Origin of the sequence: Streptomyces dangxiongensis (genome assembly GCF_003675325.1) — a bacterium.
GTDB lineage: Bacteria > Actinomycetota > Actinomycetes > Streptomycetales > Streptomycetaceae > Streptomyces > Streptomyces dangxiongensis.
On the sequence record NZ_CP033073.1, the window covers coordinates 6,900,761 to 6,927,355 of the forward strand.

At 72.2% G+C, this 26,595-nt stretch carries 22 protein-coding genes and 4 pseudogenes; 8 read left to right on the forward strand and 18 right to left on the reverse strand.

Going from position 1 to position 26,595, the window contains the following annotated elements; genetic code table 11:
• Positions 1 to 5: 5 nt before the first annotated feature.
• From D9753_RS31215 to xylB, 6 genes and pseudogenes are all read right to left on the reverse strand, one after another.
• Complete coding sequence (locus tag D9753_RS31215) at positions 6 to 1,310, reverse strand: GAF domain-containing protein (RefSeq protein ID WP_121790040.1); 1,305 nt, start codon at positions 1,308 to 1,310, stop codon at positions 6 to 8.
• An 81-nt stretch (positions 1,311 to 1,391) separates the two neighbouring features.
• A complete protein-coding gene (locus D9753_RS31220) occupies positions 1,392 to 1,991 on the reverse strand; it encodes an N-acetylmuramoyl-L-alanine amidase (RefSeq protein ID WP_205614308.1) in 600 nt (199 codons plus the stop codon).
• A 47-nt stretch (positions 1,992 to 2,038) separates the two neighbouring features.
• Positions 2,039 to 3,021, reverse strand: a pseudogene (locus D9753_RS31225) (acetamidase/formamidase family protein).
• A gap of 130 nt (positions 3,022 to 3,151) precedes the next feature.
• Positions 3,152 to 3,622 (reverse strand): hypothetical protein, encoded by a 471-nt coding sequence (locus tag D9753_RS38305; protein ID WP_240468333.1) that lies wholly within the window; start codon positions 3,620 to 3,622, stop codon positions 3,152 to 3,154.
• A 507-nt stretch (positions 3,623 to 4,129) separates the two neighbouring features.
• A complete protein-coding gene (locus D9753_RS31235; protein WP_121790042.1) occupies positions 4,130 to 5,338 on the reverse strand; it encodes an ROK family transcriptional regulator in 1,209 nt (402 codons plus the stop codon).
• 51 nt (positions 5,339 to 5,389) lie between these two features.
• Complete coding sequence (gene xylB, locus D9753_RS31240; protein ID WP_121790043.1) at positions 5,390 to 6,835, reverse strand: xylulokinase; 1,446 nt, start codon at positions 6,833 to 6,835, stop codon at positions 5,390 to 5,392.
• 154 nt (positions 6,836 to 6,989) lie between these two features.
• On the opposite strand from xylB, the gene xylA reads away from it, so the two are divergent.
• Positions 6,990 to 8,156, forward strand: coding sequence for a xylose isomerase (gene xylA, locus D9753_RS31245; protein ID WP_121790044.1), 1,167 nt, complete (start codon positions 6,990 to 6,992; stop codon positions 8,154 to 8,156).
• A gap of 66 nt (positions 8,157 to 8,222) precedes the next feature.
• On the opposite strand, the pseudogene D9753_RS31250 reads toward xylA, so the two are convergent.
• A pseudogene (locus D9753_RS31250) lies at positions 8,223 to 8,908 on the reverse strand (esterase-like activity of phytase family protein); the annotation flags it as partial.
• A gap of 299 nt (positions 8,909 to 9,207) precedes the next feature.
• On the opposite strand from D9753_RS31250, the gene D9753_RS31255 reads away from it, so the two are divergent.
• Positions 9,208 to 9,390, forward strand: a complete 183-nt coding sequence (locus D9753_RS31255) for a hypothetical protein (RefSeq protein WP_121791380.1) — start codon at positions 9,208 to 9,210, stop codon at positions 9,388 to 9,390.
• Between the two features lie 130 nt (positions 9,391 to 9,520).
• Here the strand turns inward: D9753_RS31255 and D9753_RS31260 are convergent, their stop codons facing one another.
• Together D9753_RS31260 and D9753_RS38310 are read right to left on the reverse strand one after the other, a co-directional pair.
• Positions 9,521 to 10,408: a hypothetical protein gene (locus D9753_RS31260; protein WP_121790045.1), complete on the reverse strand. Its 888-nt coding sequence runs from the start codon at positions 10,406 to 10,408 to the stop codon at positions 9,521 to 9,523.
• Positions 10,409 to 10,552: 144 nt separating this feature from the next.
• Positions 10,553 to 10,839: pseudogene (locus tag D9753_RS38310) on the reverse strand (hypothetical protein).
• Between the two features lie 107 nt (positions 10,840 to 10,946).
• Between D9753_RS38310 and D9753_RS31270 the strand changes: the two are divergent.
• Positions 10,947 to 11,852: an oxygenase MpaB family protein gene (locus D9753_RS31270; protein ID WP_121790046.1), complete on the forward strand. Its 906-nt coding sequence runs from the start codon at positions 10,947 to 10,949 to the stop codon at positions 11,850 to 11,852.
• Here D9753_RS31270 and D9753_RS31275 read toward each other — a convergent pair.
• The gene (locus D9753_RS31275) at positions 11,829 to 12,362 is read right to left on the reverse strand and encodes a PadR family transcriptional regulator (RefSeq protein WP_121790047.1); all 534 of its coding nucleotides are present in this window, start codon (positions 12,360 to 12,362) and stop codon (positions 11,829 to 11,831) included. The genes D9753_RS31270 and D9753_RS31275 overlap by 24 nt on opposite strands.
• 107 nt (positions 12,363 to 12,469) lie before the next feature.
• Between D9753_RS31275 and D9753_RS31280 the strand changes: the two genes are divergently transcribed.
• Complete coding sequence (locus D9753_RS31280; RefSeq protein ID WP_205614434.1) at positions 12,470 to 13,225, forward strand: alpha/beta fold hydrolase; 756 nt, start codon at positions 12,470 to 12,472, stop codon at positions 13,223 to 13,225.
• A gap of 14 nt (positions 13,226 to 13,239) precedes the next feature.
• Here D9753_RS31280 and D9753_RS31285 read toward each other — a convergent pair whose 3' ends face one another.
• Positions 13,240 to 13,839, reverse strand: coding sequence for a class I SAM-dependent methyltransferase (locus tag D9753_RS31285; protein WP_121790049.1), 600 nt, complete (start codon positions 13,837 to 13,839; stop codon positions 13,240 to 13,242).
• Positions 13,840 to 13,910: 71 nt separating this feature from the next.
• Entirely contained in the window at positions 13,911 to 14,339 is a 429-nt protein-coding gene (locus D9753_RS31290) for a PPOX class F420-dependent oxidoreductase (protein ID WP_121790050.1), read from the reverse strand.
• Positions 14,340 to 14,431: 92 nt separating this feature from the next.
• On the opposite strand from D9753_RS31290, the gene D9753_RS31295 reads away from it, so the two are divergent.
• Together D9753_RS31295 and D9753_RS38315 are read left to right on the forward strand one after the other, a co-directional pair.
• Positions 14,432 to 14,845, forward strand: coding sequence for a roadblock/LC7 domain-containing protein (locus D9753_RS31295; protein ID WP_121790051.1), 414 nt, complete (start codon positions 14,432 to 14,434; stop codon positions 14,843 to 14,845).
• A gap of 126 nt (positions 14,846 to 14,971) precedes the next feature.
• Positions 14,972 to 15,808: pseudogene (locus D9753_RS38315) on the forward strand (DUF6397 family protein); the annotation flags it as partial.
• Positions 15,809 to 16,328: 520 nt separating this feature from the next.
• Here the strand turns inward: D9753_RS38315 and D9753_RS31305 are convergent.
• Positions 16,329 to 17,195: an acyl-CoA thioesterase gene (locus D9753_RS31305; protein WP_121790052.1), complete on the reverse strand. Its 867-nt coding sequence runs from the start codon at positions 17,193 to 17,195 to the stop codon at positions 16,329 to 16,331.
• A 19-nt stretch (positions 17,196 to 17,214) separates the two neighbouring features.
• Positions 17,215 to 19,728, reverse strand: a complete 2,514-nt coding sequence (locus D9753_RS31310) for a DEAD/DEAH box helicase (protein WP_121790053.1) — start codon at positions 19,726 to 19,728, stop codon at positions 17,215 to 17,217.
• A gap of 145 nt (positions 19,729 to 19,873) precedes the next feature.
• On the opposite strand from D9753_RS31310, the gene D9753_RS31315 reads away from it, so the two are divergent.
• Entirely contained in the window at positions 19,874 to 20,668 is a 795-nt protein-coding gene (locus tag D9753_RS31315; RefSeq protein WP_121790054.1) for a metal-dependent hydrolase, read from the forward strand.
• Positions 20,669 to 20,718: 50 nt separating this feature from the next.
• Here the strand turns inward: D9753_RS31315 and D9753_RS31320 are convergent, their stop codons facing one another.
• From D9753_RS31320 to D9753_RS31335, 4 genes are all read right to left on the reverse strand, one after another.
• Positions 20,719 to 20,982, reverse strand: coding sequence for a type B 50S ribosomal protein L31 (locus tag D9753_RS31320; RefSeq protein ID WP_121790055.1), 264 nt, complete (start codon positions 20,980 to 20,982; stop codon positions 20,719 to 20,721).
• Positions 20,983 to 21,024: 42 nt separating this feature from the next.
• Entirely contained in the window at positions 21,025 to 21,495 is a 471-nt protein-coding gene (locus D9753_RS31325) for a DUF5709 domain-containing protein (RefSeq protein ID WP_121790056.1), read from the reverse strand.
• A gap of 408 nt (positions 21,496 to 21,903) precedes the next feature.
• Positions 21,904 to 23,685, reverse strand: a complete 1,782-nt coding sequence (locus tag D9753_RS31330; protein WP_121790057.1) for an ABC transporter ATP-binding protein — start codon at positions 23,683 to 23,685, stop codon at positions 21,904 to 21,906.
• The gene (locus D9753_RS31335) at positions 23,682 to 25,550 is read right to left on the reverse strand and encodes an ABC transporter ATP-binding protein (RefSeq protein WP_121790058.1); all 1,869 of its coding nucleotides are present in this window, start codon (positions 25,548 to 25,550) and stop codon (positions 23,682 to 23,684) included. The genes D9753_RS31330 and D9753_RS31335 overlap by 4 nt, the downstream gene beginning before the upstream one ends.
• Positions 25,551 to 25,816: 266 nt before the next feature.
• Here D9753_RS31335 and D9753_RS31340 point away from each other — a divergent pair, with 266 nt between their 5' ends.
• Positions 25,817 to 26,554 (forward strand): L,D-transpeptidase family protein, encoded by a 738-nt coding sequence (locus D9753_RS31340; protein ID WP_121791382.1) that lies wholly within the window; start codon positions 25,817 to 25,819, stop codon positions 26,552 to 26,554.
• Positions 26,555 to 26,595 lie beyond the last annotated feature (41 nt).

The following is a 26,595-nucleotide window of genomic DNA, read 5'->3' on the forward strand; positions in this document are numbered from 1 at the left end:
CGAGGCTAGGCAGGGGGACGTTGCAAGTACGTTGCGCCGCGGGTCCGCCCCGATGCCCGGACGACCGGTGCCGTCAGCTCGGTCTCCAACGCCGCGAGCCGGGCACGCACCGGGGCCGTGGGGCGCACCGCGGCGAGAGCCCGCCATACCTCTACGTCGTCCTCACCCCACGGCGCGTGCGCCCACCGCGCCAGCAGGTCCGGGTCGCGGTGCGCGATCAGCGCCGCACGCAGCGCGCCGGCGAACCGCTCCCGCAGCCGGACGATCGCCGGGGCCTGCGAGCCGGGCAGCAAGGGGCCGGTATACGCCTCCGCCGCCGCGGTGAGCGCACCCGCCTCCAGCCGCCGCTCGACCACGGTGACGTCCGACTCGACCGCTGCCGTCAGCCGGTACGGCCGCGAGGCGAGTATCTGTAGGCCCAACAGCCGCCGCAGCCGCGCCAGTTCGGCGCGCAGGGTCACCGGCGTCACCGACTCGTCCGCGTACAGCGCGCACAGCAGCTCGTCACCGCTCAGCCCTGCCGGATACCGGGAGAGCAGCACGAGTATCTCGCTGTGCCGGCGGCTGAGCCTGATCCGCCGGCCGTCCAGGACGAGTCCGGCCTCGTCCCGCCCCAGGGCGGTCAGCAGCGCTGTCTCCCCGGGACATGCCGGGGTGAGCAGCGTGAGCTGTGCCTCGGCGGCCCGCGCCACCGCCTGCACGAAACCGAGACTGTGGGGATGGGCGAGCCCGTCCCCGCCGGTGATGTCCACCGCGCCCAGAACCCGTCCGGTGCGCGGATCGTGCACCGGAGCGGCCGCGCACGTCCACGGCTGCACCCGCCGGATGAAGTGCTCCGCCGCGAAGACCTGCACCGGCCGGTCGACGGCCACCGCGGTGCCCGGCGCGTTGGTGCCGACCGCGCTCTCCGACCACCGCGCCCCCGGCACGAAGTTCATCGCGTCCGCCCGGCGCCGGGTCGCCGGATGCCCCTCCACCCACAGCAGTCGGCCGTGCGCGTCGCACACCGCCAGCAGATGCTCTCCGTCGGCCGCGAACGTGCCCATCAGCTCCCGGAACAGGGGCATCACCCGGGCCAGGGGATGCTCCGCGCGGTACGCGCCGAGGTCGCCGCCGGTCAGCTCCACACCGGCGGTGCCGTCCGGCCCGACGCCGGCCCGTGCGCTGCGCCGCCACGACTCCGCCACCACCGGCCGCACCGGACGCGGCACCGTGCCCACCGAGGTGAACGTCTCGTGCGCCCGGCGCAGCGCCCGGACGCGCTCGGCGGGATCGGCCCCCGGTTCCAGGGCCACCCACGGATCGGTCACTCGGCCTCCCCGGTCGGTGAACGGTGAATCGGCGATGATGCGGCGTACGCAGACCACTGTGCGACGGCCGCCGGGTGTCGGCTAGGCGAAATTGACCATTCTGATGTAGCGCACCCAGTCCCAGTTCGGCCCCGGGTCGGTGTGGTCGGTGCCGGGCACCTGGTAGTGGCCGATGATGTGCTGCCTGTCCCGGGGGATGCCGTACTTCGCGCAGATCGCCGCCGTGAGCTTCGCCGATTCCGCGTAGAGCGCGTTGGTGAAGTACCCGGGCTGGTCCACCCAGCCCTCGTGCTCGATGCCGATGCTGCGTGTGTTGTAGGTCCAGTTGCCCGCGTGCCAGGCGACATCGGCCTCGCGCACACACTGGGCGACGTGCCCGTCCACCGAGCGCACCAGGTAGTGCGCGGAGACCTGCTTCTGCGGATCATTGAAGATCGCCAGCGTGTCGTTGTACGTCTCCTGGGTGACGTGGATGATCACACGGTCGATGGCGTAACTGGCGGGGCGGCCGGACAGTGTGTAGTTCGAAGTGGTGGCCGGCTGCCATTCTGCGGGCGGGTAGTCGACCGCCGCGGTCTGCGCACCCGCGAGCGGGTCGGGAAGCAGCGCGTAGGGGACGGCGGCGAGTGCCGCGCCCTTCAGCAGCCGGCGCCGGCTGAGCCGGGGTCTGACTCGGTCCATGTCCATCGCGGAAAGCCTTTCGGAGGTCCGGGGGTACGACGGAGACGTCAGAGGTGCAGGGCCCGCGCGGTGTCCCGCAGCCGTGCGTGCACGCCGCGGTACGTCGTGCGCGCGGGCAGCCACTCCTTGCGCAGCTTGGCCACACACGTGTAGTTCGTGTCGCACACGTTGGCCGACGGTGACTCGACCGTCTGTGTGGCGAATCGGTACGCGTCCAGCTCACTGAACCCGTAGTCGCGCATGAGCCACTGCACCAGGTCGAGCTGCGATATCCGGAACGCGTCCTCCGACGGGCGGGCGGATCCGGTCGAGATGATGTGCGTGTCGGACTCCAGCCGGGGCCACGGTGTGGCGACGTCCTTGAGGAGGTCCACGACCACCACCGTGTTCATCGCGCACTCCACGGCGACGCCGCAGGTTTCGCCCTGGCCCTGCCGGGCGCGCCCGTCGCCCAGACTGAGCAGGGCCCCTTCGACATTGACCCCCAGGTAACAGGTGACGCCGGCCCGCATCTCGGGCGTGTCCATGTTCCCGCCGTGGGCGTCCGGACCAGGGCCGGGCGCACCTCCAGGTTGGCGGGGGCCACACCCGCCGTGCCGTGCACGGGGTCCAGGGGCAGCTCCGGGCGGATGTCGCTGTCCTGGGCCTGGAACAGGGCGGTGCGCTTGTCCCGGAGCGGAGGCTGGAGTGTGGCTGTGGCGTGCGTGGAGGTGAGCGCGCCGAAGAGAAGTACGGTCGTCGCCGCCGCCCAGTCGCGGGCCGGTTCGGTCGACATGAAGTGCACGGCCACGGTGTCGCCGGGCTCGGCGCCCTCGATATGGAAGGGACCCGTCTGCGGTTTGAGGTAGGGGAACTCGCACGCCTTCGTCACGAGGTCCTTCTCGGAGCGGACGCGGCCGGCGAAGCAGTCCTCCGTGTACAGGTCGAGAACCGTGCCGGGGGCGATCCGCGCCACGGGCGCAGCTCCACCGAAGTTCCAGGCGCATTGGTCCGGTTCCGGGCGCACGGTCAGGATCCGGGGGTCGGTCATCGTGGCTTGGCTCCCTTCTCGAGGGTGGTCGTCAGGCTCGGGGCCGGGTGGCCGCAGCCGCGATGCTTCGGCCCGCTGGAGGGGCGGAATCGTCACGGCCGGGTGCCGCCGTCCCTGGCGTGACGGGACGTCAGCGGGGCACGGTGCCGACCTGCCGGTGGGCGATCGGGTCGTACTCGTCGAGATGCACCCGCGCGGTCTCGGCTATCCGCTCGGGGTGGCGCCGTACCAGGATGAGCAGCACCAGCACACCCACTGCCATCCACACGCCGACGACCGGACCGGCGTAGGACACCGGGGCCGTCAGTTGGGTCACGACGAGGAAGCCGACGGCTGGACGCAGACCGCGCGCCGCGTAGGTCGCCACCGAGCGGGCCGCGGGCAGTTCCCGAGCCAGCTCCGCCACGCACGACGCGGTGAACAGACAGGCGACCAAGGAGACCAGCACCGCCAGCGGCAGGCTTCCGCCCGCGAAGGCGGCGCCGGACGGGATCGACGCGGCCACCGCGGCGGCCGGCGCCATCGCCGTGACGCTCTGGAACAGGACCTCGCGCAGGCCGACGGCGTCGCGCCGCGGCGTCCCGGTCGTCTCCCCGTGCATGTGTCCCCCGATACGTGTCGGTCCGCTGCCACCTGCTGCCCGCGTGTTCTTCTCGTCGCCCATGCGCCCGACGGGACGTGACGGTCCGTCGGCTGCGCCTCGCGTGAATTCACGGTACGGCGCGGGTCGGTCCCGCAGAAGGGTCCGCCACGGTTCCGTGGACAACCCGTGGCATGTGGAAAACTCAAGCACTCGATCGGGTGATGACGGGGCGTCCGAGGGGCGCGGCGCTGTTGGTCCCAGCCGTACGTCAGGGTGGCCCCGGGCCGTACCGTGGCAGCGGAACGCACTCCCGCCGTGCAGCATCGGCACGCATCAGGCAGGTAGCGTCGGTGCCTGCGGCCTGACCTGTTCCTCGCGCAGCACCCAGTCCGTCATCGGTCCGTCGTCCGGCCTGCGCGGTAACTGGTCCCTCGTCCGGCCTGCGCGGCGCCCGGTCCCTCGTCCGGCCCCTGCGGCACCCCGGGTCTGTAGTCCGGCCTCCCGGAGTCGCCGTTCCGAGCAGCGTCAGGCTCGCTGCGCCACCACCGCCGGATCGTCCAGCACCGCCCGCACGACCGAGTGCGCGGCACCCAGCAGCGGACCCTGCGGGCCGAGCCGGGAAACCTTCACCGGGCAGGCCGGCCCCGCCGTCCGGCCCGACAGCTCCGTCTCCAGTGACGGCAGCAGCCAGGGCGACAGTCCGGCCAGGGCGCCGCCCATGACCACGGTCTCGGGGTCGAGCAGGTTGACCGCCCCCGTCAGGGCGATCCCGAGGGCCGTACCCGCCTCCCGCAGTGCGGCCCGTACCCCTTCGTCGCCCTCCTCGGCGCGCTCCGCGAGCAGCCCCACCAGATCCTCGCGGGGCTCCAGCCCGGCCGCGCGCCGTACCGCCTCCTCGCCCGCGTACTGCTCCAGGCAGCCCCGGCCACCACACGGACAGGGGGGACCGTCCGGCCGGACGGGCATGTGGCCCAGTTCGCCCGCGAATCCCCGGGTTCCGCGCAGCAGCCGGCCGTCCACGACGACCGCGGCACCGATGCCGATCTCCGCCGACACGTGGAGGAAGTCCCCGGGTGTGCCGGCTCCGAGCCACAGTTCGGCCAGGGCGCCGAAGTTGGCCTCGTTGTCCACGGTCAGCGGCCATCTGCCCGGCATCAGCGGGCCGAGGTCGGTGTCGTGCCAGTCGAGGTTGGGGGCTCGTACGACGGTGTGTCCGTCCCTCGCCACCAGTCCTGGAACGGCGACCGCGAGACCGGCGGGCCAGAGCCCCGCCCGTTCGGCCTCCGCGACGACCTGGCGGATCAGCGCCGTCAGCTCCTGGGTCACCGGTTCGGGCGCCCGGCCCCGGTTGGTGCCGCGCCGGACCGCCCGCGCGCGGACCTCGCCGCGCAGGTCGACCGCGCACACCGCGAGATGGTCGACGCCGATCTCGGCACCTATGCCGGCCGGGCCCCGGGCGCTCACCGCGAGCGCCGACCCGGGCCGGCCCACCCGGCCCGGCCGCTCCGGGCCCAGTTCCTCCAGCAGCCCCCAGCGGATCAGATCGTCTACCAGGGTCGACACCGCCGCCCGCGTCAGACCGATCCGCGAGGCGACCGCCGCCCGGGACAGCGAACCCGCCGCGCTGACGGCGTGCATCACCCGGGCGAGATTGCGCCGGCGCATGCCCTGCTGGGTGTCCGGCAGGGTGCGACCGGCGCCCGGGGGGCGCGCCTCGTGCAGCGGTTCGGTCATGCCTCCGTCAATCCTCGGTGTCCGCGGCCCGGCTCCGCGCGGGCGGCCGGGTCACTGGGTCTGGGTTCCCCGCTCCAGCAGCGGGGCCGCGTCGGAGAGTACCCCGGTGATCCGGTCCAGCGTCGTCCGGTCCTGCTCCACGGCGTCCAGGACCGGACCCGCCGCGGTGTTCCAGCGGCGGGCCACCGCCGCGGGATCCTCCCCGGTCAGCAGTCCGGCCGCCTGCGCCGCCGCACCCAGGGCGACCAGTTCCCTGGCCTCCGGCACCTGCACGGGCCGCCCCGACAGCCGGCGCACGGTCTGCTGCCAGGCCGTTCCCCGGGCTCCGCCGCCGATCAACAGCAACGGAACGCCGCGGTCCGCGTCCGCGTCGAGGACCAGGTCGAGAGCTTCCAGCAGCGCGTGCACGGCGCCGTCGTAGGCGGCCTGGAGTAGCTGGCCCGCGGTCGTGTCGTGCCGCAGTCCGTGCAGCAGACCGGACGCGTGCGGCAGGTCCGGGGTGCGCTCGCCGTCCAGGTAGGGCAGCAGCGTCACCGAGCCGCCGGGCTCCACGGCCTCCCGGTCCCGGCCCAGCAGGGCCGCGACGCGGTCCACGGCGAGCGTGCAGTTCAGGGTGCAGGCCAGGGGCAGCCAGTCCCCGCGGGCGTCGGCGAAGCCCGCCACCGTGCCGGTCGGATCGGCCGGGCGGTGCCGGGAGACGGCGTACACCGTGCCGGACGTGCCGAGGCTCAGCACCGGAGTGCCGGGACGCAGGCCGAGGCCCAGCGCGGCGGCAGCGTTGTCACCGGTGCCCGGGGCCACCAGAGTGCCCTTGGAGAACGGCAGGTCGTGGCCGTGGCGCACGGTGCCGGCCACCTCGCCGGGCCGCACCACCCGGGGCAGCAGCGCCGGGTCGAGGCCGACATGCGCGAGGGTGTCCTCGTCGTACGCCTCCGTCCCGGACGCCCACCAGCCGGTGCCCGAGACGTCGCCGCGGTCGGTCGTGCCCTGCCCGGTCAGGCGCTCGGTCAGGTAGTCGTGGGGGAGTCGTACCGCTTTGGTCGCGCGGACCGCCTCGGGCTCGTGCTCGGCGAGCCACGCCCACTTGGTGATCGTGAAGGACACCCCGGGCACGCTGCCGGTGCGCTCCGCCCACGCCTTCGGCCCGCCCAGCTCCGCCACCAGACGGCGGGCCTGCGGCGCCGAGCGGACGTCGTTCCACAGCAGCGCCGGCCGCACCGGTTCACCGTGCCCGTCCAGCGTGACCAGACCGTGCTGCTGGCCCCCGATCGACACCGCCGCCGCCTCGTGCGCCGCGTCGCCGCACTGGCGCAACGCCACGCACAGCGCGTCCCACCACTGGCGCGGATCGCTCTCCCGGCCCGCCCCGGCGGTCACGGTGTGCGGTGCCTGACCGCTCGCCACGACCTGGCCGGTGGCCGCGTCGACGACCAGCGCCTTCGTGGACTGGGTGGACGTGTCCACGCCGACGACGAGCGGACCCTCGGCTGCTGACATCGGGCTCTCCCTCTTCCGCGGCTGCGCGGGATGTGCGGTGGGCTGGCGAAGACACCTCGTGGTCGAAGACATCTTGTCTCTTCCCACCGGTGCGTGCGCATACTAATTTGTAAACCGCCATGACGAATAGTCGTACGCAGCAAGGAGCCGCGGCATGAACTACCAGCCCACCCCCGAGGACAGGTTCACCTTCGGCCTGTGGACCGTCGGCTGGCAGGGAAGGGACCCGTTCGGTGACGCCACCCGCGGTGCCCTCGACCCGGCCGAGACGGTGCAGCGCCTGGCCGAGCTGGGCGCCCACGGAGTGACCTTCCACGACGACGATCTGATCCCCTTCGGCTCCTCGGACACCGAGCGCGAGTCGCACATCAAGCGGTTCCGCCAGGCCCTGGACGCCACCGGCATGGCCGTTCCCATGGCCACCACGAACCTCTTCACGCACCCCGTCTTCAAGGACGGCGCGTTCACCGCCAACGACCGCGACGTGCGCCGCTACGCGCTGCGCAAGACGATCTGCAACATCGACCTGGCGGCCGAGCTGGGCGCGCGGACGTACGTCGCCTGGGGCGGGCGCGAGGGCGCCGAGTCCGGGGCCGCCAAGGACGTTCGCGCCGCCCTGGACCGCATGAAGGAGGCCTTCGACCTCCTCGGCGAGTACGTCGTCTCCCAGGGCTACGACCTGCGCTTCGCCATCGAGCCCAAGCCGAACGAGCCCCGCGGCGACATCCTGCTGCCCACGGTCGGGCACGCGCTGGCCTTCATCGAGCGTCTGGAGCGGCCCGAGCTGTACGGGGTCAACCCGGAGGTCGGCCACGAGCAGATGGCCGGCCTGAACTTCCCGCACGGCATCGCGCAGGCGCTCTGGGCGGGCAAGCTCTTCCACATCGACCTCAACGGCCAGTCCGGCATCAAGTACGACCAGGACCTGCGGTTCGGCGCCGGAGACCTGCGTTCCGCCTTCTGGCTCGTCGATCTCCTGGAGACCGCCGGTTACGACGGGCCCCGCCACTTCGACTTCAAGCCGCCGCGGACCGAGGACCTCGACGGCGTGTGGGAGTCGGCGGCGGGCTGCATGCGCAACTACCTCATCCTCAAGGAGCGTGCGGCCGCCTTCCGTGCCGACCCCGAGGTGCAGGAGGCGCTGCGCGCGTCGCGGCTGGACCAGCTAGCCCAGCCGACCGCGGCCGACGGCTTGGAGGCCCTGCTCGCCGACCGCGCGTCCTTCGAGGACTTCGACGTGGAAGCCGCCGCCGCGCGCGGTATGGCCTTCGAACGACTCGACCAGCTAGCCATGGACCACCTGCTGGGAGCGCGGGGCTGAAACGGGGGCGGGCCGGTACGAGCAGCAGCTCGCCCCGGCCCGCCCGGTCCCGAGGCGGGTGTCAGTGCCCCGGGGCAGCCGAACGTACGTCACGGTCGTCCTGATTCCGCTGTCGACCGGGCGGCCCTCGGCGTCGGAATGCACCCGGCCCGTCGGTCATCCCGAAGTCGTTGTCGTTGACGAGCGCGAGCGTGTCGTCGTCCACGCGCGCGATGTCCTCGATCTTCCCCGGCACCCCGTCGACCGCGCGTAGATCCACGACGAGCCGCTTGGACGGCACCGGCACACCCGCGGTCGCAGGGTCGTCCAACTGCTCCAGCGACGGAGAGGTCCCGGCGTCCACGGGCCACCGAGAATGTCCGACGTGCGCCGCAGCCGGACGCGTTGCAGACGAGCCGCCCGGTCCGTGTGCTCCTCGACCAGCAGCCGGTCGCGACCCACCGCCACCACCGATGAGATCTTCAGCTCGGAGTGTCGTCCTGGCCCGGGTCGACCACGCCGACCGGGTCGGACCGGTAGGCGTACTCGGCGGTCACGGCCTTCTTGTGCGGCGAGCAACGCAACAGGCGGGTGGTGCGCGACGCGTCCCCGGCACGCGCGTCCGGGAGCGAGAGCGAGCTCTGCAGCGCCAGCACCAGGTCACCGTCGGCAAGCTGGGCCAGCCCCTCGAAGCCACCGTTGACCTTGCAGTAGTGCAGTAGGACCGACGGCAACGCCTCCACCACCGGATAGTCGGCACCGTCCAGACCGAGCCGTGGAGCCCGTTGCCACGTCGGGCGGGAATTGCACCGTCCGCTCGCCAGAACGCGATCCGGCCCGCCCGCGCGGGATCGGACGGAAGAAGCAGGGCACAGCAGCGGGCCGGCGGAGGGATCGGACGCGGGTGCCTAGGGGAGGGTCTCCGCGACTCTGCCCGCCTCCTCAAGCTTGACTACTCGACCCGGAGGGGGTGGGTCTCAGGGATGTCTCAGGGTTCGCGGCCGGAACCGGGGGGAGCGGGCAGCCGTTCTCAGAGCAGAGAGCGGCAGTGGCCGCGAAGGAGGCGACGTACATGTCCAAGAACGCGAAGATCGCCGCAGGGGGCGTGGCGGTCGGGCTGATCCTGCTGATGTGGCTGCCCTGGTGGGTGGCGTTCCTGATCGTGGTGGGCGTTCCGGTCGCCGCGTACCTGACGCTGGACCCGTCCCAGCGGCGCAGACTGCGCCGGGTCACCCGCAAGGAGATCGGCCGCTGACGCACCGACGTGCCGCCGGGGAACGCTCGCGCGTGTGTCTGCCCGGACGCGCCGGGCCGCCAGGGGTCGCGTCAGCTCGCGCGGCGCGGTTCCCGGCGGCACACGACGGTCACCGTCCGTGCGGCCCGGCTCACAGGGGTCGTACCGCCATCTTGTCCAGCGCTTCCAGCAGACCCGGTAGCTCCGGGCCCCGGCCCACCGGCAGGACCCCGCCGGGTTCGTCGTCCAGCAGGACGAACGCGATGTCGTCGGTGCGGGCCACGATCGACCAGCCGGGACCGTCGGCGCGCAGCGTACGGGCGTCACCCGGAGCGAACGACGAGCGTACCCGGCCGAGGGGTGGCGGCGAGTCGACGTAGGCGCGCGCCTGCGCGAGTACCCGGCGGACTCCCGCGTGACCGCCCGCCGAAGCGCCCGCGCCACCTTTCGTACCCGGTGTGCCCTTCGCGTCCGGTGTGCCCTCCTCGCCCTCCGGCGAGGATCCGGTGGCCTCCGCGCGCTCAGCGGGAGCGGAGAAGTCGGCGTCGTTGATCTGCCCCCGCCAGGCCGCCCACTGGAGCGCGATCTCATCGGCACCGAGACGTCGCTGTGCCGACCCCCAGACACGGGTGTCCGGTGGGCGCAGCGCCGGCCCGCCCGCCGTCTCGGGAGGCGGGTCGTGCGGAGCCGGCACGCCGGGTGCCGCGACTGCCACCGCCAGCGGCCACCCCGGCAGGGCGGTCACGACCGCGCGCTCGTCCGGTGACAACTCGTACTCCATGCCGCAGTCCCAGGACGCGATCGCCACGGCGACCAGCGAGACGTCGTCGATGACTACCGTCCAGCGGGCGCCGTCCCCGTCCTGGCCCAGCACCAGGCCGTACCCGTCGGCGCGCGGCGCCAGACCCAGGGCCGCGCAGGCCTCCGGGTAGTCGTCGCCCAGCACGCTCGGGAACTGCGCCGGCGTCAGCAGCACCGCCGTCAGCACGTACAGCGCGTCGTCCGCGGCGGCGACGGCCTCATCGTCCGTCCCGGCCATCCCAGCCTCCCCAGTGGTTCGTCCATCGGCGCGCACCCTAGTGCGAGCGGAAGCCGCTTGTCACGGGTCCGCACACCACGCGGAGCAGCAGGTTCCCACCTGGACAGGGGCGAAACGACCACCCTTGGGGAAGTGGTGTTCCCCTCAGGCCGCGGGCAGCCCGAGCAGGTCGCGGGCCACCGCACCGGGCGGCTCGTCGCACTCCCGGGCCAGCGCGCGACCGCCCGGCAGGCCAGCTCGCTCACGCCGAACGACAGCGCCTCGGGCGACACCCAGGCCGCTGCCTCCTCGACCCCGTCCTCGTCGTCCAGCGCACGAGCCACCACATAGACGGCCGCAGCTTCGAACAAGTTGTGCGCGCGCCGCTCCTGGCCACCCGCCGGCCGCGCGTGCGTGGAGGTGCGGAGCCTGGCGGCGTACCTGCGGACCATGGCGAACACGTGGACCACCCTCTCCCCGTAGCAGGATCAGTTCCATCACTCATCTGCTGCTCTTCAACGTAGAGTTGCGGTTTCGACGGCATAAGGGGGACGACGCGGTGAAGCGGTTCGAGCGGCTGGGCCGGATCCGCCGGCTGGACCCGGTGACGGACGCATCGGAGATCTACCGGATCAGTGTCACCCTCGAGCTCCCCTGGGACTACACGCGTGCCCTCGAGCTGGCCCTTTACCGCACCTACGCGGTGCCGAGCATCGGTCGGCTGCTCGCACGGACGGCGGAGCTGACCGACCGCACGCAGAAGCGGTACGACGACACCTCGCTGCTCCTCGACACCATCGTGGAACACGGCTTCACCGCGGAGCAGGGACGTACCGCGATCCGCCGCATCAACCAGATGCACCGCAGCTTCGACATCAGCGACGACGACATGCGGTACGTGCTGAGCACCTTCGTGGTGGTGCCCCGGCGCTGGATCGACACCTACGGCTGGCGCCGGCTGTCCCGGCACGAGGTCGTCGCCACCACGGAGTACTACCGCACCCTCGGCCGGCTGATGGGCATCCCGGGAATCCCTGAGACCTACGAGGAGTTCGAAGCCCTGCTCGACGGCTACGAGGCAGCCCACTTCGGCTGGGACGAGGAAGCCCGCCGTGTCTCCGACGCCACCCTCGGCCTGATGGCGTCCTGGTACCCGCGGCCCATGGCGCCGCTGCTGCGCACGGCGACGCTCGCCCTGCTCGACGAGCCGCTGCTGCGCGCCTTCCGCTACCCGCGACCCGGCGCGGCCACCACCGCGCTGGTGCGCCGCGCCGTACGGACGCGTGGCCGGCTGGTCCGGCTGCTGCCGCCGCGCCGCGTTCCGCACTTCGCACGCCAGAACCGGGAGATCAAGGGATATCCGAACGGTTACCGCGTGGCCGACCTCGGCACCTGCCCGGTCCCCGGGCTGCGTGGCTGCCCGGTGCGGTACCGGGACGGTTCAGCGGCCGACACCGTCGAGTGACGCCAGCGTGTCGCGCAGCCAGGCCAGTTCGGCCCGGCTCGTGGCCCGGGCGATGGTGAGCACACCCCGCCGGAACGGGTCGTCCAGTTCCTCGGCGCGCAACGGCCGGTCGCCCTCGTAGAAGAAGCTCGCCGGCTCCTCCAGGAAGTCCAGCCGGCGGCGCAGTACGGCTGCCTGCGCGGCGGGATCCGCCAGGTGCCGGAGGAACGCCAGCAGTGTGAACCAGTGGTTCTCGTCGGTGATCTCGCGCTGCGTGGGCTCGGCGAGCCGGCGCTTCAACTCGCGTCCGCCCTCCTCCGTCAGTCTCAGCACATGGCGCGGCGCGGCCACGGCGCCGGGCTCGGTGGCCCGCACCAGCAGGCCGGCCTTCTCCAGCCGCTTGATCGCCGGGTACAGCGTGCTCTCGGCGACGGGGCGCACATGGCCGGTGAGCGCCGCGATGTGACGGCGCAGGACGTACCCGTGCAACGGGGCGTCGTACAGGAATCCCAGGATGGCCAGTTCGAGCATGGCCGCATTCTCTCTCAGACATACCTCGTCCTGGCACTAGCACGTCGACGACATACCTCGCCATCGATGTATTCTGGGTTCTCGAAACGATGTCAGGGAGGGGCATGGTGCGGCAGGCCGCGTTCGACAGCAGGGGAAGCCACATCCGGTGGACCGAGACGCCGGGATCGGAGCCCGCCCGGGTGTACCTGCACGGGCTCGGGTCGATGTCCACCGCCTACCACGCGCACATCGCGGCCAGGCCCGATCTCACGGGCCGGCGCAGTCTCTTCGTGGACCTCCCCGGACACGGCACGAGCGACCGTCCCCAAGGCTTCGGCTACACGCTCGAGGAACACGCCGACGCGGTCGCGGCCGCCCTGGACGCGGCGGGAGCCGCCGGTGCCGAAATGATCGGGCACAGCATGGGCGGCGCCGTGGCCGTCGTGCTCGCCCACCGGCGGCCCGACCTCGTCTCCCGGCTGGTCCTCACGGAGGCCAACCTGGACGCCTTCCCACCCGCGACCGCGGGCAGCAGCGCCATCGCCTCCTACGAAGAGGACGAGTTCGTCGAGAGCGGATACGCGCGCGTGCTGGACGCCGTCGGCCCGCTGTGGGCGGCCACCATGCGGCTGACCGACCCCCGCGCCCTGCACCGCAGTGCCGTCGGTCTGCGCCGGGGCTCGGATCCGGTGATGCGCACGCTCCTGGAGGAGTCACCCGTCGACCGCGTCTTCCTCCAGGGCGCGCACACCGGTGAACTCGAGGGACGGGACCGCCTGGAATCGGCCGGGGTGCGGGTGGTGACCGTGCCCGGAGCCGGGCACAACGTCATGTTCGACAACCCCGATGCCTTCGCGGCAGCGATCGCCCGAACCGGCTGACCCCACCCCGGTCGTCAGTCCTCGCGGACCGCGAGCGCGAGGAACCGCGCGTCCTCGTCGGTGTACGACGTCATGCGCCATCCCGAACGTCCCAGGAGCGGACCGAGATTGCCCTCGGCGCGCAGGTCGTCGGGGGTGATCCGGCGGCCCTGACGTGCCGCCAGGGCCGCGCGACCGATGGGATGGAAGAGCGCGAGCGTGCCACCCGGCCTGACGACGCGAGCCAGTTCCCCCAGGTTCTTCGCCGGAAGCGGCAGATGGGCGATCAGGCCGGCGGCGAACACGGCGTCCAGGCAACCCGGGCGCAGCGGCAGCGCGGCGACGTCCGCGAGCAGCAGTCGGCCGTCGCGGTCCCTGCCCGCCCGCACGGCGGTCTGGAGCATCGCCGGGGTCAGGTCGGCGCCCAGCACCACCCCGGAGGGGCCCACGGCGGCGCGCAGGGGCGGCAGGGCGCGCCCCGTGCCGCAGCCGGCGTCCAGTACGCGGTCCCCCTCCTTCAGCCCGAGACCGGTGACGGCGGCGGCGTAGGCCGGCCCGTCGTCCGGGAACCGGTTGTCCCAGTCGGCCGCCCGCGCGGTGAAGAACTCCTGGACGTGTGTGTGGTCGACGCTCATGCTCCGCATGATCTCTCACCGCCACAAGGGGCACCGCTGCGCGCATGTCCGAGCGGGACGTGCCCCGCCGCTCAGGCGGCCAGGTCCCGGACGGCCACAACGTTGTCGATGGTGACGCGGACCAGCAGTTCGCCCGGCACGCCGTTGCGGGCGCCGTACTCCTCGGCGCGCTCCTGGCCCATGTACCGGGCCGCGATCCGGGTGGCCCAAAGACGCACCTCGGCCAGGTCCTCCGACAACCGGGCCCGGCCGCTCACCACCACGAAGTGGAAGGGCGGACGGTCGTCGTCCACGCAGAGGGCAACCCGGCCGTCACGGGCCAGATTACGTCCCTTCACCGTGCCATTGCCGGTGTTGAAGACCAGTTCGTCCCCGTCCAGCACGAACCAGATCGGAGCCACATGCGGGCTCCCGTCTGCGCGAACGGTGGACAGCTTGCCGGTGCGGGTCCCGTCCGAGACGAACGCCCGCCACTCCTCATCGGTCATCTTCTCTGCCATGGGCCCATCCTGCTTGCCCGCGCGCCGGTCGTGGGGAAGGCTGGCGGAGAGGTTCCTCCAGCCAGGGGGAGACATCACACGGGGAGAGGGACATGCCGCAGAACCAGGGACTCGGCTGGCTCCTGGACGATCTGACCGAGCGGGTGGACCACGTGCGCCACGCGCTGGTCCTGTCGAACGACGGACTGGTCACGGGAGCGAGTACGGGGCTACGCCGTGAGGACGCCGAGCATCTGGCCGCCGTCGCGTCCGGACTGCACAGCCTCGCCAAGGGCTCGGGACGCCACTTCGGTGCGGGCAGGGTCCGCCAGACGATGATCGAGTACGACGACGCCGTGCTGTTCGTGACCGCGGCCGGCGCCGGCAGCTGTCTGTGCGTGCTCAGCGGGGCGGAGGCGGACATCGGGCAGATCGCCTATGAGATGACGCTGCTCGTCAACCGGGTCGGCGAACACCTCGGCGTCGACGCCAGACAACCCGAGAAGACGCGCATCACGGACGCCTGACCAGCGACTTCTCCCACTCGCCTGGAGTTATCCACAGGCCTGACACGGTCGGCGACGAAACAGCTACGGTGTGTGCACGGCGAACGCACAGGGCGTGCGCCACTCACTCCACGGGGGAGTACGACCATGTCGGCAAACACCGTCGGCCCGACCCGCCCCAGCCACTGCACACCGAGTTGTGCGGCCCACGAACTGGAAGTCAAGCGAAGCGAGTTCGAACTCGCCGTCCACCTCGGCCGCATCCGGACCGTGCCCGACGACGGGGGAGGCGGAGACCGTCGGGTGGAGTGGGCGGAGATCGATCGCCTCCGTGCGCAGGACGGCTTTCCCGATGCCCTGCGCGAGCGGCTGCGGGTCATGGGCACCGCGGAGGGCGCCGCCCTCATGAACATCTCGGCCGGCCGCTTCACCCGGCTCGCCCGACTGGGCCTGCTCGTGCCCGTGAAGTTCTACCTCAACCGCTACCGCGCCGTGGTCTGGCTCTATCTGGCGGAAGAACTGCGCGAGTTCGCCGCGGACGCGAAGAACACGAGCCTCCTGAAGGGGCGTACGCCCGAGAGCCTGCGCGGCCAGCTCGCGGCCGGAGTGGATCTCCGGGCCCGCAACTGGCGCGGACGCCGTCTGGGAACCCTGCTTCGGCAGGCGGAGCACCCCTGGGCCCGCGCCGGGGCAGTGGCCGCTTTCCTCACCCCCGCCGAAGTCGTCGGCATCGTCCGGGATCCGTACGAGCGTGCGTACCTGAACCGGTTCCGCCCCGCCCCACCTGGCCCAGGCGCTCCCGGAACGCCCTCCGCGGAGTTTGCCGAGCGGATCATGACAGCCCAGGACGCGGATGAGCTCGGCTGGCTGCGCAGCGACCTGGCGCGCGCGATGGAAGAGGCCCGCACCCTCGCGCCCGCCCCGCGCCCCGCCGCCCGCCGCGCTCCGCCGGCGATCCGAGCGGCGGCGCGGCCCATCCCGCCGATGACGCGCACGGTCACCCGGCCCATGGAGGACGCGACGAGGTTCCCGGGAACGGCGACGCGTTCCGAGCACCACGCGCCGCGACCGCCCGGACCGACAGCGCGGCCATCTGCGCCGACGACACGACCACTTGGGGTGCCCGCACACGCACGCGGGTCGGCCACCCGGCCGGCGACCCGGCCGCCCTGGCGGGCAACCCGACCGCCGCTATCGGTGACCCGGCCGCCCTGGCGGGCAACCCGACCGCCGCTATCGGTGACCCGGCCGTCACCGGCGGCGGCACGGCCCCGGCCGCGGGCGGTGCCGGTGCGACCGGCAGCCGCGCTCCTCCCGCAGGGGCACGAGACCCGACGGACCGGCCGGGCGGCGCCCCCCGCTGTACGGCGAACGCCACAGCCGGTGCCGCAGTCACTGCCGGAAGCCGCGCGGCCGTCCCGTGGTCTGCGTGCCTGGCTGCGGTGGAGAGGACCACGACCCGCACGGGCCTGAAAGGCCCGCCGCCGGCACCCGCCGTCGGGTGTCACAGGGACCGGAACAGGCCTTCCTGGACTACCGAGACGAGCAGCCGCCCCCGTACGTCGTAGATGCGACCGCGGGCCAGGCCCCGCCCACCGGTGGCGATCGGCGACTCCTGGTCGTACAGGAACCACTCGTCCGCCCGGAACGGCCGGTGGAACCACATGGCGTGGTCCAGAGACGCCAGGTCGAAGTTCCGCGGTCCCCACAGCGGCTCGACCGGGATGCGCACCGCGTCCAGGAGGGTCATGTCACTGGCGTAGGTCAGCGCGCACGTGTGCACCAGCGGATCGTCGCCGAGCGGGCCGACCGCGCGCATCCACACGGCGCTGCGCGGCTCGGCGCCCTGGATCTCGTCAGCGTTCCAGCGCAGGCGGTCGACATACCGGATGTCGAAGGGCTGGCGGCGTGCCATCCGTTCCAACTGCTCGGGCAGCGACCCGAGATGCTTGCGTATCTCCTCGGTGACCGTCGGCAGCGACTGTGGGTCCGGCACCTCACGGGCCGGCGGGAGCTGATGCTCGAACGGTCCTTCCTCAGGCTTGTGAAAGGAGGCGGTCAGATTGAAGATCGTGCGACCCTGCTGCACGGCCGTGACCCGGCGCGTGGTGAACGTGCGCCCGTCGCGGACCCGCTCCACCTGGTACACGATCGGCACGCCGGGCCGGCCCGGGCGCAGGAAGTACGCGTGCAGGGAATGCACCGGGCGCTCGCCGTCCGTGGTGCGGCCGGCGGCGACCAGTGCCTGGCCCGCCACCTGGCCGCCGAAGACCCGCTGGAGGGACTCCTGCGGGCTGCGGCCACGAAAGATGTTGACCTCGATCTGCTCCAGGTCGAGCAGGTCGACGAGTCTCTCGGCCGGATTCGTCATCGGTGGGTTTCTCCTGTGCTCAGAGCTGGCCGACATCGGTGACGCGGACGATCGCACGGCCCTCGGCGTCCGAGGCCGTGAGGTCGATCTCGGCGCTGATGCCCCAGTCGTGGTCGTCGTTCGGGTCGTCGAAGATCTGGCGGACGCGCCACAGGGCGTTCTCCGGCTCCTCCTTGATGACGAGCAGCTTGGGGCCGCGGGCATCGGGTCCGGTGCCGAGGTCGTCGTACTCGTCCCAGTACTTGTCCATCGCCTCGCCCCAGGCGTCGGCGTCCCAGCCGGAATCGGCGTCCATCTCGCCCAGTTCCTCGACGTGGTCGAGGGCGGCCAGCTCCACGCGTCGGAACATGGCGTTGCGGACCAGGACGCGGAAGGCGCGGGCGTTGGCGGTGACCGGCTTGACCTCGTCGGCCTTCTCCTGGGCCTCCTCGGCGGTCATCTCCTCCGGGTTGGCCAACTGCTCCCACTCGTCCAGCAGGCTGGAGTCCACCTGGCGCACCACCTCGCCCAGCCACTCGATCAGATCCTGCAGGTCCTCGGACTTCAGGTCGTCCGGGATGGTGTGGTCGAGGGTCTTGTAGGCACTGGCGAGGTAGCGCAGCACGATGCCCTCGGTGCGGGCCAGCTCGTAGTGGGACACCAGCTCGGTGAAGGACATGGCCCGCTCGTACATGTCCCGGACGACCGACTTCGGGGACAGCGGGTGGTCGCCCACCCAAGGGTGGCTCTTGCGGTAGGTGTCGTACCCGTGGAAGAGCAGCTCCTCCAGCGGCTTCGGGTACGTGACGTCCTGGAGGCGTTCCATCCGCTCCTCGTACTCGACACCGTCGGCCTTCATGGCGGCCACGGCCTCACCGCGCGCCTTGTTCTGCTGGGCGGCCAGGATCTGCCGCGGGTCGTCCAGGGTGGACTCGACGACGGAGACCATGTCGAGGGCGTAGGACGGCGACTCGGGATCCAGGAGCTCGAACGCGGCGAGGGCGAACGTGGACAGCGGCTGGTTAAGCGCGAAGTCCTGCTGGAGGTCGACCGTGAGCCGGACGATGCGGCCCTCGGCGTCCGGTGTGTCCAGCTTCTCCACGATGCCGCCGCCGAGCAGCGAGCGGTAGATCGCGATCGCCCGGCGGATGTGCCGGAGCTGCTGCCTGCGCGGCTCGTGGTTGTCCTCCAGCAGATGGCGCATCGCCTCGAACGCGTTGCCCGGGCGGGCGATCACCGACAGCAGCATCGTGTGCGTCACCCGGAACCGCGAGGTCAGCGGCTCCGGATCCGACTCGATCAGCTTCTGGAAGGTGTTCTCCGTCCAGCCGACGAAACCCTCCGGCGCCTTCTTGCGCACCACCTTGCGCCGCTTCTTCGGGTCGTCGCCCGCCTTCGCCAGCGCCTTCTCGTTCTCGACGACGTGCTCCGGCGCCTGCGCGACGACGAGCCCGGCCGTGTCGAAGCCGGCCCGGCCGGCCCGGCCCGCGATCTGGTGGAACTCCCGGGCCCGCAGCGTGCGCACGCGGTTGCCGTCGTACTTGGTCAGCGCCGTGAACAGCACCGTGCGGATGGGCACGTTGACACCCACGCCGAGCGTGTCCGTGCCGCAGATGACCTTCAGCAGGCCTGCCTGCGCGAGCTTCTCCACCAGGCGCCGGTACTTGGGCAGCATGCCGGCGTGGTGCACGCCGATACCGTGCCGGACGTAACGGGAAAGGTTGCGACCGAACTTGGTGGTGAAGCGGAAGTTGCCGATCAGCTCGGCGATCTGGTCCTTCTCCTCGCGCGAACACATGTTGATGCTCATCAGCGCCTGCGCCCGCTCGACGGCCTGCGCCTGCGTGAAGTGCACGATGTAGACCGGCGCCTGCCTGGTCTCCAGCAGCTCGGTGAGAGTCTCGGTCAGCGGGGTGAGCTGGTACTCGTAGGAGAGGGGCACCGGGCGCGTGGCCGAGCGGACCACCGCCGTGGGGCGGCCGGTGCGACGGGTGAGGTCCTTCTCGAAGAAGGACATGTCACCCAGGGTGGCCGACATCAGAATGAACTGCGCTTGCGGCAGTTCCAGCAGGGGGATCTGCCAGGCCCAGCCGCGGTCACCCTCGGCGTAGAAGTGGAACTCGTCCATGACGACCTGGCCGACATCCGCGCCCTTGCCGTCGCGCAGCGCGATCGACGCCAGTACCTCTGCGGTGCAGCAGATCACGGGTGCGTCGGCGTTCACGGACGCGTCACCGGTGAGCATGCCGACGTTCTCGGTGCCGAAGATCTTGCACAGCTCGAAGAACTTCTCCGACACCAGCGCCTTGATGGGTGCCGTGTAGAAGGTGACCTCGTCGCGCGCCAGCGCCGCGAAGTGCGCACCCGCGGCGATCATGCTCTTACCGGAACCGGTGGGCGTCGACACGATCACGTTCGCCCCGGAGACCACCTCGATCAGCGCCTCCTCCTGATGCGGATAGAGGGTGAGGCCCCGCTCCCGCGCCCACGACTCGAAGGCTTCGTACAGGGCGTCGGGGTCGGCGGTCGGCGGCAACTGATCGATGAGGGTCACGCCCCCATCTTGCCTGGCCTCCCGCCTGAGCGGGGAATCGGCTGCGGCCACGAAGATCACGGCCGCTACGCTGTGTCGCCGACGCAGCGTCGGTGCACCAGGCCAACTGGACAGCGGCACACGAGGGATGGGGCGGGAAGCGGCCATGATGGGACCAGCACACTCACTGTCGGGGGCCGCGGCCTGGCTCGGCGTCGGTGCGGCCGCCGCCGCGGCCGGTCATACGATGCCCTGGCCGGTCCTCCTCACCGGCGCTCTGATCTGCGCCGGTGCCGCGCTCGCCCCGGACCTCGACCACAAGGCGGCCACCATTTCCCGGGCCTTCGGGCCGATCTCCCGCTGGATCTGCGAGATCGTGGACAAGCTGTCGTACGCCGTCTACAAGGCGACGAGGAAGCAGGGCGACCCACGTCGCTCCGGTGGTCACCGCACACTGACCCACACCTGGCTCTGGGCGGTGCTGATAGGCGCCGGCTGCTCAGCGGCGACGATCACGGGAGGCCGTTGGGCGGTGCTGGCGATCCTGTTCGTACACATGGTGCTGGCGATCGAGGGCCTGCTGTGGCGGGCGGCGCGCGGTTCCAGCAGCGACGTCCTGGTCTGGCTGCTGGCGGCCACCAGCGCGTGGATCATCGCCGGGGTGCTGGACAAGCCGGGCAACGGTTCCGACTGGCTCTTCACCGCGCCCGGGCAGGAGTACATGTGGCTGGGGCTGCCGGTCGTGCTGGGGGCGCTGGTGCACGACATCGGGGATGCGCTGACCGTGTCCGGCTGCCCGATCCTGTGGCCCATCCCGGTGGGCCGAAAGCGCTGGTACCCGATCGGGCCGCCGAAGCCGATGCGGTTCCGGGCCGGAAGCTGGGTCGAGTTGCGCGTACTGATGCCGGTGTTCATGCTGCTCGGGGGTGTGGGCTGTGCCGCGGCTCTCAACGTGATCTGAGGGAGCCCACCGGACGCTGTCCTCGACGTGGTCCGCGCAACCCTGCCGGATCAGCTCGCCTCATCCGTGCCCGCCCCGCCGTACCGGCGCTCGAACCGGGCGATGCGGCCCTCGGTGTCCACCGTGCGGGCCTTGCCCGTGTAGAAGGGGTGGCTCTCCGAGGAGATCTCCACGTCGATCACCGGGTAGGTCCGGCCGTCGTCCCACTCGATGGTCTGCTCGCTCCGCGCGGTGGAACGGGTCAGGAACGCGTATCCGGCGGCCCGGTCGCGGAAGACGACCGAGTGGTAGTCGGGGTGCTTGTCCTGCTGCATGGCGGCTCCTCGTGCGGGGCGGTCGGGCCGGTGGTGCGCGGGTCAGCCCGGGAGCGAGTCCTCGTCGACGATGTGGATCGCCGCTTCCTCCGCGGAGGCGGCGGCACCGTCGATCCCGACGTCGGTGGCGACGAGAGCGGGCTCCTCATCCTCGTGTGCACCCTCGTCGGGGGCGACCAGCCGGCCGGAGCGGAGGTTGCCGACCTCGTTGTCGAGGAGTTCCCCGTCCGTGCCGTCACAGTCACCGATGCCGTCGCCGCTCGGGGTGGCCAGGTCGGGCAGCTCCTCGGCGAGCCGCTGGTCGAGGCTCTCACCGGCCTTGCGTTCGGCAGCCGTCACACCGATGTGTTCCACCGCCCACGGTCGCTCGGGAGGGGACCAGCCGCGGTCGAGCGGTTCGGCGATGCCGTCGAAGTCCAGTGTGTCCTCGACGTCGAGCACCCCCGAATCCTCCGGGATCTCCGATGGATCGGGTTGATAGACGTCGTCCCCCCAGCCGTCGGCGCTGTCCACGAGTACCTCCAGGTGGTGAGGACGGCCGGGTGCCGCCCCAGCGGACGGCGGGCCGTCGGCACGCCCGGCACGGGGGTTACGCGCCGTGAATCGAGTGGTCCTCGCGCGTTCCTCCGGCCGGTGCCGCCTTCCAGCCTTCCACCCCTGCTCGGCACCGCGCAACGGCACGGACCCCGGCGAGGAGCCACGCATCCGCACCGGCGCAGGGCGCGACCTGCGGGGCACCGGTACGGGGGCTGCACCGGCACGGCCGGCCCGTCCCGCCTCGGCCGTGCCGGCCCTGGCGCCCCGGGCCGGCGTACCGCCATCGGTGCGGACACCGGCGCCGCGGGCCGGCCTGCCGCCGCCGACCCAGGCACCGGTCCCGGCACCTGTACCCGCCCGGGCATCGGTGGAACAGCCCCGCCGTCACCCGTGCCAGGACCGCCACAGCGCCGCGTACGCCCCATCCGCGGCGACCAGCTCGTCGTGGCTGCCCAGCTCGCTGATCCGGCCGTTCTCCACCACCGCGATCACGTCGGCGTCGTGGGCGGTGTGCAGACGGTGGGCGATGGCGACGACGGTGCGGCCGTCGAGGACCCGCGCCAGCGAGCGTTCCAGATGGCGGGCCGCGCGCGGGTCGAGCAGCGAGGTCGCCTCGTCCAGGACCAGCGTGTGCGGATCGGCCAGCACCAGCCGGCCCAGCGCGATCTGCTGGGCCTGCGCCGGGGTCAGGCCGAGTCCGCCGGAGCCGACCTCGGTGTCCAGGCCGTCGTCGAGTGCCCGCGCCCAGCCGTCCGCGTCGACCGCGCCCAGCGCCGCCCACAGCTCGGCGTCCGTGGCACCGGTGCGGGCCAGCAGGAGGTTGTCACGCAGGGAGCCCACGAAGACATGGTGTTCCTGGTTGACCAGGGCGACGTGCGAGCGTACGCGTTCCGCGGGCATGCGGGACAGCTCGGCCCCGCCCAGGGTGACCCGGCCGTCCCGGGGCGCGTAGATCCCGGCGAGGAGCCGGCCCAGGGTCGACTTGCCCGCGCCGGACGGGCCCACCAGGGCCAGCCGGGTGCCCGGCGCGACCTCCAGGGAGACCGTGCGCAGGACGTCGACGCCCTCGCGGTAGCCGAAGTGGACCCGGTCGGCGCGCACGTCCCGCCCGTCGGGCACCAGTGCGGCGTCCCCCGCGTCGGGCTCGACCTCCCGTACGCCGACCAGGCGGGCCAGCGAGACCTGGGCGACCTGCACCTCGTCGTACCAGCGCAGGATCAGGTTCACCGGGTCGACGAGCATCTGCGCGATGAGCGCCCCCGTGATCAGCCGGCCCACGTCCAGCCAGCCGTGCAGGACGAGCACTCCGCCGACCATCAGGACCGAGCCGAGCACGATGACGTGCACGGCGTTGATGACCGGGAAGAGCACCGAGCGGAGCCAGAGGGTGTAGCGCTCCCAGGCGGTCCATTCCTTGATCCGTCGCTCGGAAAGGGCGATGCGGCGGGCGCCGAGGCGGTGCGCCTCGATGGTGTGGCCGGCGTCCACGGTTTCGGCGAGCGCGGCGGCGACGGCGGCGTACCCGGCGGCCTCGGAGCGGTAGCCGGAGGGTGCCCGCTTGAAGTACCAGCGGCAGCCGGCCACCAGTACCGGTACCGCGAGCAGCACGGCGGCGGCCAGTGGCGGGGCCGTCACCACGAGTCCGCCGAGCAGCAGCAGTGCCCACACGAAACCGATGGCCAACTGCGGTACGGCCTCGCGCATCGCGTTGGCGAGACGGTCGATGTCGGTGGTGATCCGGGAGAGGAGGTCACCGGTGCCGGCCCGTTCCAGCACGCCGGGCGGCAGCCCGACGGACCGGACGAGGAAGTCCTCGCGCAGGTCGGCCAGCATCCGCTCGCCCAGCATCGCGCCCCGCAGCCGCACCTGCCGGACGAAGGCGGCCTGCACGGCCAGTGCCAGCACGAAGAGCGTCGTGGTCAGGCCCAGGTGCAGCTCCCGGGAGCCGTCCGTCACCCGCTGGACCAGGTCACCGAGCAGGTACGGACCCACCATGGAGGCGATGACGGCCGCCGTGTTGACGGTCACGAGCAGCAGGAAGGCCCGGCGGTGCCGGCGGAACAGCTCGCTGACATAGGCGCGCACGGTGGCGGCGGTGCCGACGGGCAGGGTCGTGGCGGTCGTCGGGGCCGCCGGGTCGTAGGCCGGTGGCGCAACGCCGATCATGCGCTTTCCTCCATGTGTTCCAGTTCCATCAGCACGCCGTCGTCGGAACCGGCCGCCCTCTCGCCGGTCCCGGCCGGCTCCTCACGGGTCCCGGCCGGCTCCTCGTCGGTCTCGCGGGTCACCACGGCCCGGTACCGCGGCTCGCTGTCGACCAGTTCCCGGTGCGTGCCGACCGCGACGATCTCGCCCTCATGGACGAGGACGACCCGGTCCGCGCGGTCGAGCAGCAGCGGGGAGGAGGTGAACGCGACCGTCGTCCGCTCCGACCGCAGCCGGCGCAGACCGTCCGCGATGCGTGCCTCGGTGTGCGAGTCGACCGCGGAGGTCGGCTCGTCCAGCACCAGCACCTCCGGATCGGTGATCAGCGATCGGGCGAGTGCGAGGCGCTGGCGCTGGCCGCCGGACAGGGAGCGCCCGCGCTCGGTGATGCGGGCGTCCATCGGGTCGGCGGTGTCGAGCGAGCCCTGTACGAGCGCGTCCAGCACGTCCCCGCACTGGGCTGCGGCCAGCGCGTCCGCGGCTCCTACGGCTCCGGAGGCGGGTACGTCGAGCAGCTCGCGCAGCGTACCGGACAGCAGCACCGGGTCCTTGTCCTGGACGAGGACGGCGGTCCGGGCGGTGTCGAGGGGCAGCTCGTCCAGGGGCTCCCCGCCGAGGAGCACCGACCGGTCCGGTTCCGTCGGGTGGCCGCCCAGCCGCTCGGCGAGTGTGCCTGCCGCGTCGGGGTCGCCGCACACCACGGCGGTGAACCGGCCGGCGGGGGCGAGCAGACCGGTCACCGGGTCGTACAGGTCACCGGCCGGCATCTCGGCCTCGGCTGCGGCCTCGGCCGAGTTCTGGTGGCCGTCCTTGTCCGTGCGGAGGGTGGTGGACCGTTCCAGCGACAGCACCCGCGCGGCCCGGCTGGCCGAGGGACGGGAGAAGGAGTACGCCATGGCGATCTCCTCGAAGTGCCGCAGCGGGTAGTTGAGGATCATGACGGCGCTGTAGACGGTGACGAGTTCGCCGACCGTGATGCGGCCCTGGCGGGCCAGGTGGATGCCGTGCCAGACGACCGCGATGAGCAGCAGACCGGGCAGCAGCACCTGGACGGCGGAGATCAGCGACCACATACGGGCGCTGCGCACGGCGGCGTGCCGTACCTCCTGCGAGGCGCTGCGGTAGCGGTCGAGGAACAGCTCCTCGCCACCGATGCCGCGCAGCACCCGCAGCCCCGCGACGGTGTCCGAGGCCAGCTCCGTGGCACGGCCCGCCTTCGCGCGCTGCTCGTCGGCGCGGCGCGTCGCCCGGGGCAGCAGGGGAAGCACCGCGAGCGCCACGAAAGGCAGCCCGACGGCGACGACCACGCCGAGCGCCGGCTGGTAGACGAGCAGGGCGACGCAGACGATCAGGGCGGTCAGCGCGGCGGCGGTGAAACGGGAGACGGCTTCGACGAACCAGCCGATCTTCTCCACGTCACCGGTGGAGACGGCCACGACCTCACCGGCCGCGACCCGCCGGGTCAGGGCGGAGCCCAGTAGGGCGGCTCTGCGGGCCAGCAGTTGCTGGACGCGGGCGGCGGCGGTGATCCAGTTGGTGACGGCGGACCGGTGCAGGAAGGTGTCGCCGACCGCGATGGCCGTGCCGCAGACCAGCATCAGACCACCCGTCAGCGCGAGCCGGGTGCCGGAGTGGTCGATGACGGCCTGCACGGCCAGACCGACACAGAAGGGCAGCGCGGAGACGCCGACGAAGTGCAGCAGGCCCCAGGCGAGCGCCTTTAGCTGTCCGCCCAGCTGGTTGCGCCAGAGCCACCACAGGAATCGGGGACCCGAACGCGCGTCGGGAACGCCCGGATCGGAATACGGAAGGTCTTGAATCTGCATGACGTCCCAGTGGCTCGTGTCAGGGAGGGGGAGAGGGCGATGAGCGGCGGCAAGCCGTGAAAGGTTCGCGTCGCAAGGAGGTGAATTTCAACCGGTTTTCCTGACCGGCCCCGCGGTGCCACCGGCTTCCGGCCAGGCGCCGGGAGCACATCGGTGGCGCGTTGTTCGAAGGTCCGTCACCCGACACGGTGAATGCCCGAAAGATCGCACGATCGACCGGAGTGCGATGCCACCATGGGCGGGTGCAGATCGACAGTGCGCGGCGCATGACGCTCGCGGCGGCGGCTTTCGGAGCCCTCCTCGCGACGCTCTCCGCCTGCGGCACGGCCACTTCCGGACCCGCCCCCGCCCGCAGCGGGCACGGCGCTCAGGGCCCGCTCGGGCGGACTCCCACCGTGTCCTCCGCCCCCTCGACCGATCCGACGCGCATCCCGGGCGTCGGCGACCACCTGTATCGGCGGATTCCCGCCGGTTCCCGACAGGTCGTGGCCGTGTACGGCGAGGACGACGACTCGGCCGAGTCCCGGCTGGTGCTGTACACGCGGCGGGCCTCCGCGTGGCGTCCGGCGGGCAGTTGGCCCGCTCACAACGGGCGCGGTGGCTGGACCACCGAACATCACGAGGGTGACGAGCGCAGCCCGACCGGGGTGTTCACCCTGACCGACGCGGGCGGTGTGCTCCCCGACCCGGGCACCCGGCTGCCCTACGACCAGGACGAGGATGCCTACGCGCCCCCGGCCGAGTGGGACGAGGCGCATCAGCACGACTTCGACTACGTCATCGCCATCGACTACAACCGCCTCAAGGGCACCCCGCCGCGCGACGCCACCCGCCCCCGGGGTCGGAGCAAGGGCGGCGGCATCTGGCTGCACATGGACCACGGCAGCGGCACCTCGGCCTGCGTCAGCGTCTCCAAGGAGGCCATGGAGTACCTGCTGCGCACGCTCGACCCCGCTCGCGAACCCGTAGTGGTGATGGGGGACAGGGCGACCCTGAGGGCCTAGCGACGGCGCCGGGCCGTATCAGCCTGGCTTTGCCGCCCGTG

Excerpts from the sequence above, each read along its gene's own strand:
- D9753_RS31220 (WP_205614308.1), bottom strand. The coding sequence starts at position 1,991 with ATGGACCGAGTCAGACCCCGGCTCAGCCGGCGCCGGCTGCTGAAGGGC.
- D9753_RS38305 (WP_240468333.1), bottom strand. The coding sequence starts at position 3,622 with ATGCACGGGGAGACGACCGGGACGCCGCGGCGCGACGCCGTCGGCCTG.
- D9753_RS31235 (WP_121790042.1), bottom strand. The coding sequence starts at position 5,338 with ATGACCGAACCGCTGCACGAGGCGCGCCCCCCGGGCGCCGGTCGCACC.
- xylB (WP_121790043.1), bottom strand. The coding sequence starts at position 6,835 with ATGTCAGCAGCCGAGGGTCCGCTCGTCGTCGGCGTGGACACGTCCACC.
- xylA (WP_121790044.1), top strand. The coding sequence starts at position 6,990 with ATGAACTACCAGCCCACCCCCGAGGACAGGTTCACCTTCGGCCTGTGG.
- D9753_RS31255 (WP_121791380.1), top strand. The coding sequence starts at position 9,208 with ATGTCCAAGAACGCGAAGATCGCCGCAGGGGGCGTGGCGGTCGGGCTG.
- D9753_RS31260 (WP_121790045.1), bottom strand. The coding sequence starts at position 10,408 with ATGGCCGGGACGGACGATGAGGCCGTCGCCGCCGCGGACGACGCGCTG.
- D9753_RS31275 (WP_121790047.1), bottom strand. The coding sequence starts at position 12,362 with ATGCTCGAACTGGCCATCCTGGGATTCCTGTACGACGCCCCGTTGCAC.
- D9753_RS31285 (WP_121790049.1), bottom strand. The coding sequence starts at position 13,839 with ATGAGCGTCGACCACACACACGTCCAGGAGTTCTTCACCGCGCGGGCG.
- D9753_RS31290 (WP_121790050.1), bottom strand. The coding sequence starts at position 14,339 with ATGGCAGAGAAGATGACCGATGAGGAGTGGCGGGCGTTCGTCTCGGAC.
- D9753_RS31295 (WP_121790051.1), top strand. The coding sequence starts at position 14,432 with ATGCCGCAGAACCAGGGACTCGGCTGGCTCCTGGACGATCTGACCGAG.
- D9753_RS31305 (WP_121790052.1), bottom strand. The coding sequence starts at position 17,195 with ATGACGAATCCGGCCGAGAGACTCGTCGACCTGCTCGACCTGGAGCAG.
- D9753_RS31315 (WP_121790054.1), top strand. The coding sequence starts at position 19,874 with ATGATGGGACCAGCACACTCACTGTCGGGGGCCGCGGCCTGGCTCGGC.
- D9753_RS31320 (WP_121790055.1), bottom strand. The coding sequence starts at position 20,982 with ATGCAGCAGGACAAGCACCCCGACTACCACTCGGTCGTCTTCCGCGAC.
- D9753_RS31330 (WP_121790057.1), bottom strand. The coding sequence starts at position 23,685 with ATGATCGGCGTTGCGCCACCGGCCTACGACCCGGCGGCCCCGACGACC.
- D9753_RS31335 (WP_121790058.1), bottom strand. The coding sequence starts at position 25,550 with ATGCAGATTCAAGACCTTCCGTATTCCGATCCGGGCGTTCCCGACGCG.
- D9753_RS31340 (WP_121791382.1), top strand. The coding sequence starts at position 25,817 with ATGACGCTCGCGGCGGCGGCTTTCGGAGCCCTCCTCGCGACGCTCTCC.